The organism is Streptomyces tardus (assembly GCF_018101125.2).
Taxonomy (GTDB): domain Bacteria; phylum Actinomycetota; class Actinomycetes; order Streptomycetales; family Streptomycetaceae; genus Streptomyces; species Streptomyces tardus.
In genome coordinates this window covers 1,384,497-1,403,241 of sequence record NZ_JAELVF020000001.1, presented here as the reverse complement: position 1 = coordinate 1,403,241, position 18,745 = coordinate 1,384,497, and the positions used below count along the sequence as shown (strand labels likewise).

The window sequence follows — 18,745 nt, the reverse complement described above, 5'->3', positions numbered from 1 at the left end:
CGCTATCGGTCGGCGCAGCGGGGACAGCGGGGGAAGGGTGGTGCCAGCAACTGCAAGGCGCGCGAAGCCTGTTGTGGGACGACGCCGTTGCCGAGCGCGGTGAGCTGCGCTGGACGTCCGAGCCCCGGAGTCGCGGTGACCCAGCCGGCGTCGAGGCCCTGCATCCACTCCACGAAGTCCGCGCGGAGCCGACCGGCGCCGTCCGTGGGGGCCGGGGCCGGGCGGGTGAGGCTCTCCCATCGGGTGATGGCGGATCCGTACGCTCCCCATCGCCGGTCCGCGCCCCCGCCTCCGGCGTCTCCTCCGCCCAGAGGGGCAGGACCACCGCCGACAAGGGAGGCCGCCATCCCTTCCCGGGGCGGTGGCCCGGGGTGCCCGTGTTGCTGGCCCTCGGCGTCGGCAACAGAGACGCAGCCGCGCTGGGCAGGGTCATGTCGCCATTGCCGTGCCGCTGGTTCGGCGAACCCTTGATTCCGTCCGACGCCTTCGGGGTCGGCAGCAGCAGCCACTCGACCTCGTCGGCCAGGTTCGGACCGTGCCCCCCGCTCTTCCGCTTCGATGGATGCTGGCTGCCGCCGTTCTTCCCGATGTTGCTGGTCGGCGTCTTCAGCAGAGTGCCCGGCGGGCCATGCGGCGAGGAAGGTCCGCTCGCGGCGGTGCGGGGCCCCGACGTCGGAGGCGCGAAGCACGAGCCACTTCGCGTCGTACCCGAGGTCGGCCAGGGATCCGAGTACGGCACCGAGTGCCCGCAGAGCAGGCTGACCTGCGGTGTCTCCCAGACACCACGGGCAGGGTTCCACGTCGCCAGGGGAACCGGCGGGGGAGGTGAGGAGGCCGCGCACATTCTCGATCACAACCAGGCAGGGTCGGAGGGCTGCGACCGCACGGGCGACGTGCAGCCAGAGCCCGGAGCGGGTCTGGGCGTTGAGTCCGGCCCGGCGGCCGGCGACCGAGACGTCTTTGACAGGGGAAGCCGGCCGTCAGGACGCACACCCGGGGGACGGTGGACCAGTCGACGGCGGTGATATCGCCCAGGTTCGGGACGCCGGGCCAGTGGCGGGCCAGGATGCGTGAGGCGTTCGGGTCGACCTCGGCATGCCAGGCGAGCGTGCCGCCGAGCGCGGACTGCACACCCAGGTCGAGGCCGCCGTACCCCGAGCAGAGAGACCCGATCAACGGGGCGGCGAGCCACGGGGCCGTGGTGCGTAGGTCCGGCGCGGCTGCGGAGATGGGGTAGATCAAGGCGATTTCCAGGGGCAGAAGAGGCTGGTGGGGAGGGGGCCTCACGGGTGGCCGCGCGAGGGTGGTCGGGCTGCTGACAGCGTGGGGAGACGGCTGGCCGGGGCTGGGGGTGACGCGCCTGGGCGGGGTGTGCTGCGGGCGCGGGCGGCCTTCACTCGGTCGGACGGCGGCTCGGCCGCCGACGGAGCGGATGCCGTGGCCTTCGGAGCCGGACTGCTGTTCGCGGTGGACCAGCGGGCACGTACCTCGTCGAGCGGACCGAGTTCGTGCATGGCGTGGTTGATCAGCCGGCCGGGCCCCAGAACCTCGTCCTGGGCCAGGGTCCGGATGGCTCGCGCGGAGGCGGCGGCGGTGCGGGTGACGGAGGAGCGCATCACCCGCTGTCCGAACCAGTCAGCGCTTCCGGGGACCATGCCTTCGCAGACGGCGGTCAGCTGCTCGCTCGACACAGTGCCGTCGGCCAGCAGACCGCGTCGCTGGGCCTCCCAGAGCAGGGTGATCCGGTCGATGGGTTCGCCCCGGTGGTGCAGCGCGCCCAGGCACCGGTAGAGCTGCCCGTGGGTCGCGTCGGCAAAGTCTCCCGGCCGCAGCCAGGCCACCACCTCGCCCATGGCCCCCGGCTGTTCGGCGAGGACGGCCAGGAGGAAGCGCTCGTCCTCGGCGACCTGGCCGCTCTGCGCCGGAGGCGGGATGTCCGTGGCGGCAGAGGGCCCAGCGGTGGGTGGGACCGGTCGAGGATCGGTTCCCCAGCGTCGTGCAAGGTCGGTGAGTACGCCGGTCAGGACGTCCGCCGTGCGCAAGGCTCCCTCGACCTCGCCCTGGACGGCGTCGGCCCGAGCCGCCTGGTGGAGACGGATCGCGTGCTGGGCGACGGTGCGGTGAATCGCCCCCTCCAGCACCATGCGTCCGTACACCGGGGCGTGCTCGGTTCGGGGACACGCCTGGATCAGGGTGTGAGCGTACGCCGCGGTCAGCCCGCGCACGTGCTGTCCGGCCTCCTCGACCGCGTCGGTCACCCACGACAGCGGCAACGGACCAGCGGCCGAGAGCGCGGGATGCCCGTCGTTGCGCAGCTTGCGGAGCGCGGCGAACAGCGCCTGGTGGACGGGCCGATAGAAGTGGTCCGCAGCGAGCCACTCCAGGTGCGTGAGCTGCTCGGGGTCGAGTAGTGCGGCACCGAGGACCGCCTGCTCGGCGCTCATCAGCGGGTTCACCGCCGGCCTCCGGGATCAACGCAGGGCGCCTCGTCCTGCCGGATGAGGAGGTTGGCGACTGCCTGGTCGGCAGCGGCCATCGACAGCGCGAAGTCGTCCAGGACGGCGGTGAAGGCGGGATCGGAGGCGGGAACCGAGCCTGCCCCGCCGTCAAGCCACCACCGGCCACCGCGCAGGACGACCGGAGCGTGGGCCAACCGCCCTTGCTGTGGTGTGGGCGCGCTCATGCCGACAGTCCAAGATCGTCCTGGCCGATGCTCTTCGCGAGGGCACGCTCGGTGATGGCCTTCGTGGCGCGAGCGGAAGCCGGGCCGACCACCTTGGCGGAGGGCTCCTTGTACCAGGGCTTGAGGTTGAGCATGGCGACCCGGATGCCGGTGGCCAGCAGCAGCACCTTGCCCTTGGGCAGGGCGCGGATGGCGTCCGGCGGAAGGATCCGTTCCGTGCGCATGCTCACCGAGGTGGACTTGCCGCCCTCGCTGGTCGACACCGAGGTGGTCTGGACTTCGTGATCGCCGACCTGACGGCTGAGCCGGTCGGCGAAGTCCGCGTCGTCGATGCCAGATCCGATGATCTTGATGGTGGCGGCGGAGTACAGGGCGTCCATACCGGCCTCGCCCCAGCACCGCTGGCCCTGACGGTAGGACTGCAGGATCGTCATCGGGATGACGCCTCGGCTGCCCAGGTGGCTGTAGAGATCAGGGAGGTCCGAGATGCGGCAGACATTCGCCGCCTCGTCGAGGACGCAAAGGGCGGGCGGGTCGAGTCGCCCGCCGGAGCGCTCGGCCACGATCACGGCCGCGCGCATCACGGCGTCGGCCGCCGCCGCGATGATCGCGGACGCACTGCCGCCGCCGTCCTTGCTCAGCAGGTACAAGGTGTCGCGGGACGTGGCGAAGGCGAACGGCTGGAACTCGGGAAGGTCGTCGTTGGGGGTGACCCAGGCGGCGACGTCCGGGTCGAGCAGGCAGCTCGCGTACTGCCTCGCCGTCTCATAGATGCCGTCGCGCGTTTCGGTCGCGCCGGAGACGGTGCCCTGGAGCTGGGCGGCGACCGCATGGTGGCCGGCGTCGGTGAGCAGGTCCACCGGGGTGCGGTCGGCCGGCATCGCGAGCCAGGCCAGGACGTCGGTGATCGGCCGCCGGTGGGACGCGGCGGCGAGGAAGAGGGCACCGAGGGTGTTGCTCGCGGCGGTGGACCAGAAGTCGGAACCGCTGGACTCGTCCACGCTCGCGGTCACGAAGTGCCCCGCCAACCTCTTCGCCCCGGCGAGATCGCGGGCGTCAGCGAGGATGTCCCACCACATCTCGCGCGGGTGGTGGGCGATCTGCTGCGGATCGAGGGTCCAGATCGTGCCGACCTCGGCACGGGCGTCCACCGTGGTGGTGAAGGCGTCGTTCGCGGCTTTGTTACTGGTGAGCAGGACCGGGCCCGGTGCCGAGAGGATCGCGGGGATCGCCAGCCCGGACGTCTTGCCGGAACGCGGGGCCATGATCGCGACGATCACGTCCTCCCAGGACGCGCGGACCTCCGCACGACCGGGATCGAGGGTGCCGAGCAGGATGCCGCGGTCAGCGGGCAGGACCTCTTTTACTCTCCCGGCCGCCCAGGCTCGGGCGCAGGCTCTTCGCCTTGGCGACGATCTCCTTGTCCAGCAGCGGCGCCAGGTCCGCCTTCCGGGCGAGGCCGGACTTGGACCCGGCACGCCACCGCATCCACAGCACGGCAGCGGTGACGACCAGGGCAACGGTGAACAGGGCGGGGACGACGCGGGCGCCGACCATCAGCATGCTGGTGCTCAGGGCCGGCCACAGCACCTCCGGGTGCAGCAGCGCGTCCGTTATGCGGAAGGGGGCCCATGTCCCGCTCCCGACGAAGGTGTTGGTGAGATTTCCGGTCAGCCAGGCCAGGGAGCCGAAGGCCATGGCGGCGCCGAGGATGCCGAACAGGAGGTAGAGGAGCGCGTCCGACCCAGTGGTGGTCGAGGGCGCGCTGGTGCGCGGGGAAGGCACGGCGGTTCCTTGGGTGTGCGAGCGGGCAGGGGCGGGGCGCGCTCGGCTCTCGTGCAGAACATGGGGGTACTCCTGGACGTCTGAGGCGGAACGTTTCAGCGGGGTCGGCCGGCAGAACGAGGCGCGGGCGGAGGTGCTGCGGTGGCCGGCGGACTGCCGGTCGACGGCGATGTTCCGGCGCGCGGCGAGGAGGCGCGGGCCGCCCGCTGCCGGTCTGAATCGACGTTCTGGGCAGCGGACGGCACAGGAGCAGCCTCGGCACCGAGGACGTCGTCGAGCAACTCCCGGCTGCGCAAGACGTTGACCATCTGGTGGTGCCGGGGGTCCGTGCGCTCTGCGGGATAGGCAGCGAGACCGTCCTCGGCGACTTCCAACTGCTCACGGACGTCCTGGAGCATCCCGTACGCGGCTGCCAGTCGTGTCCACGTCTCGAAAGTCGGATGGTGATGCGGGTCGTCGAAGTCGAGACGGGCGCGAGTCCAGTCGGCGGCAGAGGCGACGAGGTCGGTCAGCTCGGGCAGAGCCCCGACCAGTGCGCCGTTGACCTCCTCGATGATGCCCGCCACCTCATCGGGCGAGGCGTCCTCGTGGAGGCGAGAGATCATTCCGCGGACCGAGTACGGATCGGCGGAAGCGCTGGGCAGGTCCCTGACCTGCAGCGGCTTGTTGGAGCCCGGTGCCGCGCTGCGGTGGGCGAGCCGGATGTTGTGCTGCATGGCCGCACCGACGGCCTCGCCGATGCTGGAGTAGTACTCGGGCACGTTTGCCTCTTCGGGTGAGTGGTCTTTGACAGGTGGGTCAAGCGGGGACGCGCGACGTTCTGGTGGCCGACGGCGAAGAGAGCCGCCGGGGTCACCGTCGGGGCGTTGCGGCGCGCGGCGGGTGACCCGTTGTAGTGAGCGGCGCCGTCTGGGAACTGGACGCCGAGGAGACCTTGGCCTGGTTCGCAGCAGGAGAAGTGGCCAGAGCGGCATCACGGTGATCACGGACGGTCCGTGCTGCCGAGTTACTCGTCGAAGCGGCGCCGACGCGGCGTAGCTCGGCCTCGGAGTCGCCGAGTTCGGACTGGGCCGAGCTGACGAACTCCGAGGCGAAGCCGAACCGGTCGGCGAGCGCATACGCGTCGTCGTCCAGGTCGTTGACCTGTTCTCCCGCTGCTTCCAGCGCCTCCCGGACACGCTCCAGCGCACCGTGCTCGGGGTGAAGCAGGTGGTCGACTGCCCGCTGAAGGCTGGCTCCGTCTTCGGCCGCACGGATCTGGTCCGTGATGCTGAGGAGTTCGGCTCCGGCGGCGTAGGGCCCCAGCGCATGCACCGGAGGGCTCATCCGGGCCGTGTCGAGGGACGGCGGAAGGGTGACGTCATAGCGAGCGGCTCGAAGCATCTCGGCCGCATGGCTGGCGATGGCGACCTGGTCGGCGAGCGGAGTGGTGGTGGGCAGGCGATGGCGTCGGCCGTGCCAGTCGTCGATCTGCTTGAAACCGGCGTGACGGAGGAGCTGCGCGGAGAGGTCATCAGTAGCGCCCTTGGCAACGACGCTGCCGCTGAACTCGGACGTGATGGTGATCGAGGTAGGCACGGAAGTCTCCGGGGCAGAGGGAGCGAAGGACCCGTTGGAGGTGGGCCAGTGGGCAGAGCGTCCGGCAAATCCGGGGTTTGGTCCGGCCGAGAAGCGCTGGTAGAGGCCGCACGGCGGCGGTCAGCCGGGCGCCCCGCCGCAGCAGGGCACCCGGTCGTTCAGACGAAGGGATTCTCTGTCGGCCGGTCGGCCCCGGTGGCGGCCATGAGCAGTTCGGCGAGGTCCTCGGGCTCGGACGACCTCTGGTCTATCCACCACCCGGCGCGGGTCACCGTACGAGCGTTCTCCTCGATCTCCGCCCACTCCGCTTCGCTGGTCGTGCCTTCGGTGACCAGTGCGGTGTAGGCGTTGGTCAGGATCTGGTGACGACAGCGCACGCCCCAGGGAACGGCCCGCTCGGTCCCCTCCAGGGGAGGCATCCGGTACTGCTCGGACCAAGCTTCGGACGCCGTCTGCTCCTCGGCGCGCTTCGCCTTGAGCCAGGCGGCCTTGTCCTGCTCGTTGCCCTCGTTCGATGCGCGCCAGCAGTCCGTGCACTCCTGCCTGGCGAGCCACTCGGCGAATCCGGCGCGGCGGTCGGCCGGTCGGTCGGACAAGTCGCGGTCGGCATGGTGACCGCAGGTGTGGTCGATGGGCCAGATCGTCTTCACGGCCATGGAAGGGCCTCCTTGAGGAGTTGGATCAGCGGTCGCGGGAGTACGCGACGCGGGGGTCAACCGGCCGGACCGCCGGTGTGGTGACGGCGGCGGCGGGGACCGGCGCCCTGCCCGGGATACCGGCACGGGCCGGGCTGGCGGCGAGCGCGGCGGCGCTCAACGGAGACGCGCGAGCGGGACCACGGCCGCGCTCACGGCCAGCGGTCGGCGCGGCAGCAGGGCGGTGCCGAGCCGTCACCTCTTGAGCGAGGCGTGGCTGCACTGCGACCTGGAGCCCCGAACGGTGCAGGGCCACCGTGGCGTCGGCGACTTTCCCCAGCGCCTCGACGCGATCGGTGGTCGCGGGGAGCGTGTAGATGTCCAGGCTCGAGTTGTGCCGCCAGCCGTCCTCCACCAGCGCGAGCCCGCTGAGGCCGGAGACACGGTCGTCGAGGGCTGCGACGATGCCGAGCTGCGGGTGATCGGCGAAGGCGACGTCTGGTTCACCGAGCGGACCGTGGTCGCGTACCTGTGCCGTTTCGGGCGCCAGCGCAGGGTCAAGGGCGACGTCCACATCGACCTGGTAGCCGGCCTTGCGCAGCAGCTCGATGGCCCGGCTCGTACGGCCGTGTCCGTCACGGTTCTGGTCGGCTAGCGCGTACAACGTCGGCTGGTCGGGGACGGGATGGAAGTCGAATCCCCTGAGCATCCAGGTGCTGGCCGCGAGGTTCTTCGGGTTCGCGGCGACGATGCCGTGGACGGGGTGGTGGCCGAAGGCCAGGTCGGGCAGCACGTCGTAGTGGCTGGGCATGGCAGATCCATCCGAGGCGGGTGCGGTTACAGGTGCGGGCGACGGGCGGATCAGTTCTGAGGGTGCGGTGCACGGAGGACTCCTGGATCGCGGTCGGTCAGAGCCGGGGAGCGGATGAGGAACTGGCCGGCGGCGGCGCGGCCCGCGCGGAAGACTCCGGCGGCGGACCGGTCGGGAGCACGCGCTGGCCGACCGACGGCGAAGAGGCGAGAGCGACCCTCGCCCGGGATGGAGCGGAGTCGGGCGGGAGCACGGTGGCGGCGCGCGCCTCGCCGGAACGTTCCTGCTCCTGGCGTGTCGGTACGCCAAGCTGGTCCAGGCGGGCGTCGACAGCGGAGAGGAGATCCGGCACGCTGCCGCCGTGACGCGCATGCGGACCGTCCGGCTCGGAGTCGTAGATCACCTCGTAGACGGCGGGCTCGGCGGACCGGTGGCGGGTGACCATCCAGCTTTCCGGGGTCTCGGGGTGCTCGGAGGGTGGCTCCTGCGGGGGCGAGATGATCAGCGAACTGCCGTCGGGAAGCTCGGCGTGGACGATGTAGTCGCTGAGGCCATACTCGACGGTGCCCTCCAGGCCGCGCTGCCCGAGTGCGGAGCAGAGGGCGGCTTGAAGGCGACGCGGATCGGACACGGCGGTCGGGGGCGGGGTTTCGTGGTGCGTGGAGTTCTCCGTTGCGAACGTCCCGCCGCACGGCGGGAGCCGACGGGGCGTGGAGCTTGAAGGAGTGCGGTGGTCCATGAGGATCTGGTGATCGGGCAGTTTGGCGCTGCCGTGACTGCGTGCTAGGGATCACCGCGAGCGACCGAGAGCTGGCGGTTGCGATGCCGGTGGGAGCTGGGGCGAAGCAGGTGATCCGGCAGGGGCGTTGTGCGTCGAGCGGGTCAGGGCGACGCGAGCCCGCTCGGTCTGCGCCGGCCGTTCGGTGTCCGCTCGGTGAGCGAGGTATTCGCCGACGCGCACCAACGCCGGTCCCTTGGAGCCGAGTTCGTGTGAGTAGTGCCAGCCTTCGGTGTTGCGGTGCTCCTCGGCACGCTCCTTGTAGAGGTGGAGCACGCTCGGCTGCGAACCGTCCATAAGCGCCATGACGTCGGCCCATTCGTGCCGCAGTTCCTCCGCCCGGAGCAGGATGGTGTCGATCCCGCGTATCCGACGGAGGTCGTCACTGATCGGCCCCTCGACGTAGTCGGGGCCGGCGGCGGCGCGGACCCCGGCCAGCACCTCGGGTCCGTGGTCGAGGAACACTTCGGCGTGCTTCCACGCTTCGGCGTCCCGCTTGACCTTCCCGTCCCCGTAGACCTTGTCGTCCAGCGGCCAGCCGTCCGCGTCGCAGAGGGAGTCCGAAACCGCGTCCCAGGCGTCGCACGCCTCGTTGATCCCGGCGGCGGCCGAGGCCAGTGCCGGGAGGTGCCGTCGCCACGCCAAAGGGTCGGTGGCCTGCGACGGCTGGTTGTCACCGGAGGAAGGAGTGGAAGAAGCAGACATGATCGATTCCCGTTGCTGTGCTGGTCGTTGGGCTAGGCGGCCATGCGGGCGTCTGTGTCGAACAGCTCCCGCTCGGCCGGGTGGAGGATGTGCTGGGTGATGAACGAGCGGCCTGCGACCTTCCACAGACCTCGGCCCTTGGTCAGGGCGGACACCGCCTGGGTCTCGACGCCGGTCAGGCCGAGCAGAGAGGCAGCGGCGGCGAGCTGGTCGGGCTCCTGGCGGTAGATGATGCGCGTGCTGCAGTCCGCGAGGAGCCCCTCGGCCAGGACTCGGCCGCGTGAACCGGCGTCGCCCGCCGAGAGCAAGTCGCTGAGCCGGTGGATCACCATGAGGTTCGCGATGCCCAGCCCTCGGGAGAGCTTCCACTGGCTCTGCATCCGCTCCAGCAGCCCGACGTGCCGCATCAGTCGCCACGCCTCGTCGTAGATCACCCAGCGCCGACCACCATCGGGATCACTGAGGGCTGACTCCATCCACGCGCTCGCGCACGTCATCGCGAGCACCAGTGCCGTGTCGTCACCGGAGCCGCCGAGACGGGAGAGATCGATGGACAGCATCGGTGTGGTCGGGTCGAACGACACGGTGCTCGGCGCGTCGAACATGCCGCTCAAGTCGCCGTGCACGAGCCGTCGCAAGGCATGGGCGAGGTCCTGGGCGGCTGAACCTAGGTGCCCCGCCTGGTGGCCGAGGGCCTGGTCGAGGCGTTCGGGGGAGCCGAGTACGTGCGCGATCTCGCCGAGCAGCGGCACCGTGCCCCGGGCGGCGGCGTCGGCGACGACCAGATCCAGGGCCAGGTCGAGGGCGGTGTGCTCCATCGGCAGCAGGTCGCGCTTCAGCACGGTGCGGGCGAGGCTGGCCAGCAGCAGCAGACGGCGCTTGCGAACCTCCGTGAACCAGTCCTCCTCGCTCACGGAGGCGGGACGGGCCGGGGCGTCCAGCGGGTTCAACCGGCCGGGGAGCCCCGGGCCCAGGGCGATGCTGTAGCCGCCGAGGGCCTGCGAGGCGCCGGTCCACTCCCCCTTGGGATCGCAGGGGATGTAGATCCGGTAGCCGTGGGCGATCGACCGGGTGGCGATCGACTTCGCCAGCGCCGACTTGCCCATGCCGATGATCCCGGCCAGGACCGCGTTGGGGTTGGTGAAGCCCTCCACCCTGCCGCTGTTGTAGAGCGAGAACGGGTCGAAGCAGAAGGCCGCCTCCGCGTGCACATCGCGGCCGATGAACACCCCTTCGGCGCCCAGGCCGCCCTCGGCCACGAACGGGTACGCGCCACTGGCTGTGGCGGTGGTCATCCGGTGGGCGGGCAGGGCGAGCTTGCCGCCGCGGGCGGAGGCCGGACCGGGGCGACCGGCGGGCGGGTAGGTGGGCCGCAGATCCGGGTCGAGGGTCTGCTCGGCGCGGTGCTTGGGCGGGTTTCCGGCGAGGCGTGCCTGGCGGCGGGCTTCGGTGAAACCGGCTCGGGCGGCTCGCTGTTCGGCGCGTGTCGTCTTACGGGGCACGAACAGGGGGGAGGCGCTGGCGCGGGTACGGGGCATGAGCGTTTCTCCAGATGAGGGGTGGGTCAGCGGCGGACGAGGCCGGTGAACGGTGCGTGCAGGTCGGCCGGGGTGGTGCGCCGCCGGACGAGATGAGCGGTGCGCTGGTGGCGCTGGCAGATGGTCAGTTCCGGTGCTCCCTCCGGAAGGCCGGCCTGGCACGCCTCCGGTGCGGGGATCTCGCTGGAGTCCGGCCGGGGCGCCGCGTGGTAGGCGGCGTGGAGGTGCTCGGCGGCCTGCCAGATGCGGGTGCGGGCGGTACGGAGCTGGTCGCCCTCGACCGCGACGAGCTGCCCGGTGCGACCGGTGTGGGCGTCGAGCAGCCCGTACAGCGAAACGAGGTGCGCGTGCAGGGCGTCCAGCTCGGCCCGGGTGGTGACCAGCGGGCCGCCCGGGATGTTGAGCGCCCGGTGGAAGTCGAGCGCGGCGGTGGCGAAGGGCACGAAGTCCTGCGCGGTCGGGCTGGCGGTGCGGGACATGAGGGTGCTCTTTCGAAGGGAAGGGTCAGGCAGCGAGCGCGAGCGGCAGGGCGGCGGCGGTGAACGCCTCGGCCTGCTGCCAGGTCAGCGGCCGGAGATCGAGCTGGGCGCCGACAGCGGCGGTCTCCACGACGGCGCAGGCGGTGCGCAGCTCGTCCTCGGTGTCGGCCGAGACGGTCAGCAGACCGGTCAGGGCGACGTCGGCGTGCCCGGCGATGAGCTGGCGTTCGCGGGACTTGATGTCCTGGTACTCGATCGAGTCCGCCTCGGAGTCGACCTGGCCGCGCCGGGCCCGTTCGGCGGCGTCGGCGATCACGCTGGACTTCTTGCGCTGCACGTCGCGCAGGGCGGCGTCGAGGTTCTTCGGCTCGTAGGAGAGCGACAGCGTGCGCCGCACCCCGCCGGTGAACAGGAGCTGGTGCAGGAAGCCGGCGCTGGTCTCGGTGCGCGGCCAGTTCTCCACCCAGTAGGTGGCGTGCACGGCGGAGTCGGTGGCGATGTGGTCCGCCTTCTCGACGACCACGACGGGTCCGGCGGCGGCGGGCTCGGCCTCAGGGCGACCGGCCGTGGACCAGCGGTCGAGTGTCGCCAGCGCCTTCGGGTCATAGGAAGTGCGCACCACGGCGGCGATCTCGCGGGCGGTGAGCCAGCCCGTCGGGGTGAGACCGGCGGTCCGCGCCGCCTGGTCGAACATGGAGGTGAGCTGGGCGAGGACGCTGAAGGCACCGGTGAGACCGCCGCCAGCCTGGTTGATCAGCCGACGGGCCGCCTTGGTGTCCAGGGACACCGCGACGTACGCCTCGTGCGGGGCGGCTGCGGGACTGGCGCTTTGGATCAGCTCGTTGTAGATCGCGCCGGCCATCGGGGTGTTGGGGCGGCCGTGCTCTTCCCAGTAGCGGCGCAGCGCGTCGCCGGAGTCGGGGATGGTGCGCTCGATCACCTGGATGCGGGCGATCTGCCCGGTACGGGCGAGAGCTGCCAGCGCGCGTCCCCAGCCGCCGACGTTGGCCTGCTGGGTGCCGGGGTCGAGCAGGGCGTAGGCGCGGGAGGAGACCTTGACCACCGCGGTCAGCGTCCCGGTGTGCGGGTTGTGGACGGCGCCGTACTTGCCGTCGGGAGCAGTGGTCACGCGCAGGCTGGCAGCGGTGCCGGGAAGGTGGAGCAGTCCCTCGCGGGTCGGCCGGCGAGAGGGCCGGGTGAGCCAGACGAGCTGGCCTCGCATCCGGCGCAGCGCGTACCGGACGACGATCGGGGCCCAGTCCGCCAGAGCACGGCCTCGGTGGCGGACGAAGACGAGCAGAGCGATCACGGCCCACAGCGGGATGAGCTGGAGGGCGCCGACCACACCGCGGGCGAGGATCACGGCGAGAAGGAGAAGGCCGGTGAGCCCGGCGACGACCAACTGCGGGACGGACAGGCCGAGCAGGACGCCGCGCCTGCTGCGGTGTGGGAACTTCACGGTGGGCGTGGAGGACTGGTGCTTGCCGGACATGGTGGTTCCAGACGGTGAGAGCGGGCGGAGGACGGGGCGCGCGGCGCTCTTCTGGACGTCATGGCGAAACCTTCCTGCTGGTGGGAGGCGGGGGCGGGCCGTGGAGTGCGGCCCGCCCCCGGGGATGTGGGTCAGGAACCCGACGGCGGCTGGGTGGGATACACCCAGTTCGTCGGCGTCGCGGAGCCGGTGGCCGACGGTCCGGACCCGGACGCCGGAGTGCCCGAGGCCGAAGGTCCGGGGTCGGCCGGCGGCATGGAGGTCATGTCGCCGCCCGGAGCCGATGCGGCTGCGAGGTGACCGGAGCCGCCCGCAACGCCTTGGGCAGCCGATGCGGACCCTTCCGGTTCGTCCTCACCAGGACGTGTGATCAGCGTCGGGATCCCGGGGCGCTGGATCAGAGCCCGGCCCTTGTCGCCGCTCGCGTCCGGGTCTTCGCCGTACCGGAAGCGGGTCTGCTGCTTGGGCGGCCCGGCGTCGATGCCCTCCTTGCTGAGGTTGCCGCCGGAGGGGTTGATGCCGGAGGCGACGCCATCGGTGCCCGCGCCGGGGACCTGGTTCGGACCCTGCGGAGCGGGGGCGCCGGTACCGGCCCGCAGCGCGAGGCTGCCTGCGGTCTTCGCGGCTCCTGCGGCGACCGCCATGCCGGCGACACCGGTGCGGTGCATGTCGTCGTGGCCGCCGCCGTCGCTGGCCCAGTGGACGAACTTGTACGTCGCGTAGGGGCAGAGCAACACCAGGACCATCACGACGATGCCGGCCATCGCGTCGGACAGAGCCGCCATTCCGTCGCTGGCGTCGGTCTTGCCCATGGCGGAGACGCCGATCAGGAAGACCACGGTCATCAACAGCTTGGAGACGATCAGGGTGCCGGTGGCCTCGATCCAGCCGCGCCGCCACCGTTTGGCGACTTCCCAGCCGCCGCCCGCCCCGGCGAACACCGCGAGCGCGACCATGATCAGGACGCCGACCTTGCGGGCCACCATCACGCCCCAGTAGAGGAAGGCGCCGATCGCGCACCCGAAGGCCACCAGCGCGGGCACACCCCAGCCGAGGCCGTACATGGCCCCCATCTGATCAACCTTGATCACACGACGGATCGCGTCGTCGATCGAGGTGTTGGCGGCTTTGAAGAGGCCGTCGGACAGCGCGTCCACCACGGTGATGGCGACGGTCGTGAAAGCGATGGCGGAGAAGCTGAACAGGACTCCGGTCATGGTGCCGAACGCCGCCTTGGCGAGGGCACGTTCGTCTCGACGCCAGGCAGCGGTCATGAGCTGGATGCAGAAGATGCCGACGGTCAGGGCGAGGCCGATGGGCAGCAGCAGCTCGTAGTTGTCGCGGAACCACCCGGCGTTGAGGTCGATGGCCGTCGTCTTGTTGACGGCCTTGGCGGCCAGGTCGGCCGCGCTGGACGCCAGCTCGCCCGCCGACTTCGCGATCCACGCGCCGAGACCGTCGGTGACTGTGCCGGCGGGGTTGGTGGCGAAGTCGACAGCGCCGCACACCTTGTCCATCAGCGGGAAGTCGCAGACTCCCATGGGTCGTACCTCCGTTATGGGGCGAGGGTCAGGGCGCGACGGACGGCATGACGCCGACCAGGGCGCAGGGGTGGTTGGGTCGGCACTGGACCGCGAGGGTGGTGGACCGGCTCTCCGCGCCGCCGGCGGCCGAGCCCTTCCAGCGAATCGACTGCTTGCCGGAGACCGTGACGGCGTAGACGTACGCCTGGGTGATCGCCCCGGGGTCGTCCTGGAGGGCCTGGGTGAAGGCGTGCGGGAAGTGCCCCTCGTTGATCTTGGCGGTGGCGACCTGCTTGTTGGCCGCCATCTCCTTCCACAGCACGGCCGAGGGGACCGCCTGGTCGACGGAGGCCGGGTCGGCGTACTTCGACTCCGTGGTCAGCCAGCCGTGCAGCGCCTTGCGCAGCTCGGGCTGCGAGTATGCGCGGGTGTCGTACGACCACAGCGCTGCGGCGGCGGCCTTCCCGTACGTGATCGGGTCGTGGGTTTTCGGCGGAACGGGCAGAGCGCGGGGCCTGATGTGTGGCCCGGACGGTGCCGCGGGTGACGAGGATGCCGTGGGCGAACTCGGTGGTGGGGAAGCGGTATCGGAGGGGCTTCGGCCCTCGCGGGTGAGGTAGGCGGCCAGGCCGGCGAGGGCGACGAGCACCGCCAGGACGGCAGTGCCGAGCAGCGCCCGGCGGCGCACGCGAGATGCGCCGCCGGGGTGGGTGGAGTGCTGAGCCATCAGTGGACCTGCGTCCCGAGCGTCGAGAAGAACGCCACTACACCGTTGGCCGCACCGAGAAGAAGGGCCGCGCCCGCGCTGACCAGCACGCCCTTCTTCCCGTTCGCCTCGGCCTGGTGACCACCGGAGTGGTGACCCCAGGCCCACACGCCGGCACTGACGGCGAGGGCTCCGACCACGGCGATGAGTCCGAACAAGTTGATCGAGCCCATCACCTGCTTGAGGACGTTGAGGCCAGGGAGCCCGCCCTCGTTGGGCTTGATTCCGGGGTCGTAGGCGAGCTGTATGACCTGTTCAGCGAGATACATGGGAACTCCAGTTCGAATGGACGCACGCCAACGCCCGGAGGGGCGAACCAGCGGTGCGAGGGGAGGTGAGGAGGGGGAGGAGCGCCGGTCAGACGACTCGGCGGGCCGCGAGAATCCGCGATTTCCAGGACGCGACGGTGGTGATCCGTACGACGTCACCGGTGTGCGGGGCGTGGACGATCAGGCCCTGCCCGATCGCCATCCCGACGTGTTCCGGTACGGCGGCCGTCCCCTCGCTGAAGAGGAGGTCGCCCGGCTTGAGGGCATCGACCGAGACGGCCTTGCCGTCCTTGACCTGCGTGTACGTGGTCCGCGTCAGGGCGACCCCGGCGGCCTTGTACGCGCCCTGCATCAGGGAGGAGCAGTCGCAGCGGCCCATCGGGTTCTTGCCGTGGGAGTCGGTGCACGTGCCGCCCCACTGATACGGGGTACCGAGCTGGCCGAGCGCCCACCGGATCGCCGTCTGTACCTTCGGCAGCGCGGAGGCGGGAATCTTGTACTCGTCCGGCAGGGCGCCCGCCGGGATGGTGCCGAAGTCCGTCCCGTCGCCGTCCGCTGAACAACCCCCCGCGGAATCGGGAGAGGGGCTGCCGGTGTCGGCAGAGCCGGACGGCGATGGGCTAGGCGATGCGCCGCCAGCCTTCTGCAGCAGGGGCTCGATGGCCTTCTGCAGGGCGGTGGCCAGCGGCTCCCATTTGGCGTACGCCTCCGGGAAGCCCGACTTCTGTACCGCCTGCGCGGCCTGGGTAACAGAGAGGGACTGCCAGCCGGAGACCTTCTTGAGCCCCTCGTAGAACTTGGTGCTGGCGTGAACCGGATCGAGGATCTGGCTGGCTGTGCCCCAGCCCATAGACGGCCGCTGCTGGAAGAGGCCCAGCGAATCGCGGTCGCCGTAGGTCAGGTTCCGCAGGCCGCTCTCCTGCAGCGCGGTCGCCAGGGCGACGACCTGCCCTCGGGCGGGGACGTTCATCGCGACGCCCGTGGCCTGGATCGTCTTGGCGTTGGGCACTTGGTCGGCAGGCGCGTCCAGACCCGGCACGGAGACCGAGCCCTTGTCGCCGCCGTCCAGGATGGCCTTCACCTGCTTGGCGACTGCGGAGGCGTCCACACCCTGTGCACCGTCGGTCGAGCACGAGGCCGAGGCGGTCCCGGCGCCGATGCCGAGGATCGGCAGTGCCAGCAGGAGCGGTCCGGTGGCGCACAGACCGACGAGGGCTCCCGTCGTCTTCTTCACGGCCGCCGCCGTTCAGCGCGACGGCGGTGCGGACGGGGCGACGGAGGTGGGTCGGGGCGCTGGTGGGTCAGGGCATGCTGCATCGCAGCGGCTCCTCGGTGTTCGAAGGAGACGCGGTGCCGACTTCTCGTGCAAAGCCGTCGGCACCGCGCCGATGTGTATCCGCCTCTCGGCGGGCCCGGGTCAGAGGAGTTGGTAGCTCCCGGACGCCGGTTTCAGGTCATGCGCGGCAGCCAGCCGCGCTCGTAATCTCAGGCAGTGCACAGGGGCCTCCTCACGGCGCTCGCGGGCAGATGGGCAACATGCCTCCGACGCTGCTCGATTGGACGAGACGGCACGGATAAGCACAGCTCAACGGGGGTGGAGCAGCGCTCCTTCCCGGTGGCACGGCGAGACAGTAGACCGGGATTCCGGCCGCACCAAACGACTGCCAGCCAGGGGCCCGAAGCAGGGAGCCGCCTCGTTAGGCGCGGCCGGAATTCGCCGTTAACCTCCGCAGCAACCTCGCACCGGATGCGCGCCGTTGAGCGCTGCCCGGAGCAGGTCCAGACTCCGCCGCGCCCGAAAAGAGGCCCTCCCCATGAGCTACACGCTGCACCGAGGCGACGCCCTGACCGTCCTGAAGTCCCTCCCGGACGAGAGCGTCCAGGCGGTGATCACCGATCCGCCGTACAACTCCGGGGGCCGCACCAGCTCCGACCGGACCGGCCGTACCGCACGTGCCAAGTACGTCACGAGCAACTCGGCGCACGACCTCGCCAACTTTCCGGGGGAGAACCGCGACCAGCGCTCCTACCGCTCCTGGCTCACCGAACTGCTGACCGAGGCGTACCGGGCCTCGACCGAGCACGCGGTCGCCATGGTCTTCACCGACTGGCGGCAGGAGCCGACCACCTCCGACGCCCTGCAGATGGCGGGATGGACCTGGAGCGGCACGATTCCGTGGATCAAGCCGTCCAGCCGGCCCCGCAAGGGCGGGCCGAAGCAGGACTCGGAGTTCATCATCTGGGGCGTCAAGGGCTCCCTCGACAACACCCGCGACCTCTACCTGCCGGGGCACTACATCGCCTCCCAGCCCCGCAAGGGCCGAGTTCACATCACTCAGAAGCCGGTCGAGGTCATGCAGCAGCTCGTCCAGGTCTGCCCCGAGGGCGGCACCGTCCTCGACCCGTTCACCGGCAGCGGCTCCACCGGGGTCGCGGCCCTGCGCGAGGGACGCCGCTTCGTGGGCGTCGAGCTGTCCGCGCACTACGCCGACGTCGCCGAGGAGCGGCTGCGGGCCGAACTGACGAAGGACGACTTCGAGCTGGCCGGACCGGAGGCATGATCGCGCGAGCGAAGAGAGGCCAGGGCCGGCGGCCCACAGACGCCAGAGGGGCGGCTGGAGCATCGACTAACCGATGCACCAGCCGCCCCTCCTGTTACGTCAGGCCGCCTCGAACGCCCGCCGGATCAGCGGCGCCGCCTTCTCCAAGTCGGCTGCCGAGACGACGCGGACCTCCAGGTCGCCGGTCCCGAGGTGTCCGATACCGCGCATGTCCCGGGTGAAGCCCTCCTCCAACTCGACCGTGTCCGGGTCGAGTCTGAGGTACACAAGGATCGCCTCGTGCTTCGGACGGAAGATCACCGACGCCACGTTCACCAACCGCCGGTAGGCGATGTAGTGCCGCAGGGACGCCACCTCCACCTCGCCCCATGCCGTGAGCGCCTCGTCCAGTTCCGCGTACAGGTCCCGCAGGCACTCCGGCACCGCTCCTCCACCCGCAGGCGGAGAGACCGCCGAAGCCGTCGGCACGCTGTCCGCCACGGGTGCCCGCTCTCGGCCCCGGCGAGACGAGGCAGCGCTCGGGAAGCCGGTCGCGGAGTCCACGAGCAGCAGCCCCAGCAGGCCACCGTCGAAGATCCGGTAGCGCACCAGGTCGATCCGCTCGGGCAACCTCTGCACCGCTACCCGGTCGTGGTGCGAGAAGCCCGCCGCGATGCAGATCATCCGCGGACGACGCCAGTCGACGGACTCGGCGGCCTCCGCCCCCAGCACCTTGCGCACGAGCGCCTCGAACTCATGGTGCGCCGACTCCAGCCAGGACAGGTAGGAGACCGCCTGGGACATCACCCCGCTGTCCGAGCCCTTCTTGAACTCGATCACCACCGGGCTGCCGTTCTCATCGAGCCCCAGGGTGTCGATCCGCCCTCGGTGCCACGGACCGGTCGGATACTCCGACGCCAGGAACCTGACGCCCAACATCTGCTCTAGGCCGGCCTCGACCCGGCGCTGCAGCTCTACCTCCAGCGTGACCGACGAACCGGGCAGTTCGACGTCCCGGTCGGCGGCGTCGAGCCGGAACAGCTTCAGGTCGCTCACCATCGTTCCCCTCCGTGATTACTACAGGAGAAGCAATCGAAACCGGCCTGCGGGTATTCCAGTGGATGCCCGCGCGATATGCCGCGTTAGGTCCTCTGGCCTCGCTG

Annotated in this window: 19 protein-coding genes and 2 pseudogenes; 1 reads left to right on the top strand and 20 read right to left on the bottom strand. The window is 70.9% G+C overall.

The window, feature by feature from the left end; translation table 11 throughout:
- Positions 1-2: 2 nt before the first annotated feature.
- The 19 genes and pseudogenes from JGS22_RS06075 to JGS22_RS05990 form a co-directional block, all read right to left on the bottom strand.
- Positions 3-908, bottom strand: a pseudogene (locus tag JGS22_RS06075) (DNA cytosine methyltransferase); the annotation flags it as partial.
- A gap of 121 nt (positions 909-1,029) precedes the next feature.
- A pseudogene (locus JGS22_RS26755) lies at positions 1,030-1,131 on the bottom strand (DNA cytosine methyltransferase); the annotation flags it as partial.
- Between the two features lie 152 nt (positions 1,132-1,283).
- Positions 1,284-2,456: a DnaB-like helicase N-terminal domain-containing protein gene (locus JGS22_RS06070; protein ID WP_216814862.1), complete on the bottom strand. Its 1,173-nt coding sequence runs from the start codon at positions 2,454-2,456 to the stop codon at positions 1,284-1,286.
- Positions 2,453-2,683: a hypothetical protein gene (locus JGS22_RS06065; RefSeq protein WP_165684135.1), complete on the bottom strand. Its 231-nt coding sequence runs from the start codon at positions 2,681-2,683 to the stop codon at positions 2,453-2,455. The genes JGS22_RS06070 and JGS22_RS06065 overlap by 4 nt, the downstream gene beginning before the upstream one ends.
- The gene (locus tag JGS22_RS06060) at positions 2,680-3,948 is read right to left on the bottom strand and encodes a type IV secretory system conjugative DNA transfer family protein (protein ID WP_236073046.1); all 1,269 of its coding nucleotides are present in this window, start codon (positions 3,946-3,948) and stop codon (positions 2,680-2,682) included. The genes JGS22_RS06065 and JGS22_RS06060 overlap by 4 nt, the downstream gene beginning before the upstream one ends.
- Positions 3,949-4,027: 79 nt before the next feature.
- A complete protein-coding gene (locus JGS22_RS06055) occupies positions 4,028-4,468 on the bottom strand; it encodes a hypothetical protein (protein ID WP_096624751.1) in 441 nt (146 codons plus the stop codon).
- 95 nt (positions 4,469-4,563) lie between these two features.
- The gene (locus tag JGS22_RS06050; protein ID WP_211040217.1) at positions 4,564-5,229 is read right to left on the bottom strand and encodes a hypothetical protein; all 666 of its coding nucleotides are present in this window, start codon (positions 5,227-5,229) and stop codon (positions 4,564-4,566) included.
- Between the two features lie 91 nt (positions 5,230-5,320).
- Entirely contained in the window at positions 5,321-6,046 is a 726-nt protein-coding gene (locus JGS22_RS06045) for a hypothetical protein (protein ID WP_211040216.1), read from the bottom strand.
- A gap of 158 nt (positions 6,047-6,204) precedes the next feature.
- Complete coding sequence (locus tag JGS22_RS06040; RefSeq protein WP_211040215.1) at positions 6,205-6,702, bottom strand: hypothetical protein; 498 nt, start codon at positions 6,700-6,702, stop codon at positions 6,205-6,207.
- A 25-nt stretch (positions 6,703-6,727) separates the two neighbouring features.
- A complete protein-coding gene (locus JGS22_RS06035; protein WP_211040214.1) occupies positions 6,728-7,492 on the bottom strand; it encodes a hypothetical protein in 765 nt (254 codons plus the stop codon).
- 97 nt (positions 7,493-7,589) lie between these two features.
- The gene (locus tag JGS22_RS06030) at positions 7,590-8,123 is read right to left on the bottom strand and encodes a hypothetical protein (protein WP_211040213.1); all 534 of its coding nucleotides are present in this window, start codon (positions 8,121-8,123) and stop codon (positions 7,590-7,592) included.
- A 159-nt stretch (positions 8,124-8,282) separates the two neighbouring features.
- Positions 8,283-8,975 (bottom strand): hypothetical protein, encoded by a 693-nt coding sequence (locus JGS22_RS06025; RefSeq protein WP_236073045.1) that lies wholly within the window; start codon positions 8,973-8,975, stop codon positions 8,283-8,285.
- Positions 8,976-9,007: 32 nt separating this feature from the next.
- Positions 9,008-10,513: a putative type IV secretion/conjugal transfer ATPase gene (locus JGS22_RS06020; protein ID WP_211040212.1), complete on the bottom strand. Its 1,506-nt coding sequence runs from the start codon at positions 10,511-10,513 to the stop codon at positions 9,008-9,010.
- Positions 10,514-10,539: 26 nt separating this feature from the next.
- Positions 10,540-10,992 (bottom strand): DUF6238 family protein, encoded by a 453-nt coding sequence (locus tag JGS22_RS06015; protein WP_211040211.1) that lies wholly within the window; start codon positions 10,990-10,992, stop codon positions 10,540-10,542.
- 25 nt (positions 10,993-11,017) lie between these two features.
- Positions 11,018-12,484: an SCO6880 family protein gene (locus tag JGS22_RS06010; RefSeq protein ID WP_211040210.1), complete on the bottom strand. Its 1,467-nt coding sequence runs from the start codon at positions 12,482-12,484 to the stop codon at positions 11,018-11,020.
- 131 nt (positions 12,485-12,615) lie between these two features.
- Entirely contained in the window at positions 12,616-14,025 is a 1,410-nt protein-coding gene (locus tag JGS22_RS06005) for an SCO6881 family protein (RefSeq protein ID WP_211040209.1), read from the bottom strand.
- 28 nt (positions 14,026-14,053) lie between these two features.
- The gene (locus JGS22_RS06000) at positions 14,054-14,734 is read right to left on the bottom strand and encodes a hypothetical protein (protein WP_211040208.1); all 681 of its coding nucleotides are present in this window, start codon (positions 14,732-14,734) and stop codon (positions 14,054-14,056) included.
- A complete protein-coding gene (locus JGS22_RS05995) occupies positions 14,734-15,042 on the bottom strand; it encodes a DUF6112 family protein (RefSeq protein WP_011029048.1) in 309 nt (102 codons plus the stop codon). The genes JGS22_RS06000 and JGS22_RS05995 overlap by 1 nt, the downstream gene beginning before the upstream one ends.
- Positions 15,043-15,130: 88 nt before the next feature.
- Positions 15,131-16,276, bottom strand: a complete 1,146-nt coding sequence (locus tag JGS22_RS05990) for a C40 family peptidase (RefSeq protein ID WP_211040207.1) — start codon at positions 16,274-16,276, stop codon at positions 15,131-15,133.
- Between the two features lie 580 nt (positions 16,277-16,856).
- Between JGS22_RS05990 and JGS22_RS05985 the strand changes: the two genes are divergently transcribed.
- Entirely contained in the window at positions 16,857-17,603 is a 747-nt protein-coding gene (locus JGS22_RS05985) for a DNA-methyltransferase (RefSeq protein WP_047471334.1), read from the top strand.
- A gap of 99 nt (positions 17,604-17,702) precedes the next feature.
- Here JGS22_RS05985 and JGS22_RS05980 read toward each other — a convergent pair whose 3' ends face one another.
- A complete protein-coding gene (locus JGS22_RS05980; RefSeq protein ID WP_236073044.1) occupies positions 17,703-18,641 on the bottom strand; it encodes a DUF5655 domain-containing protein in 939 nt (312 codons plus the stop codon).
- Positions 18,642-18,745 lie beyond the last annotated feature (104 nt).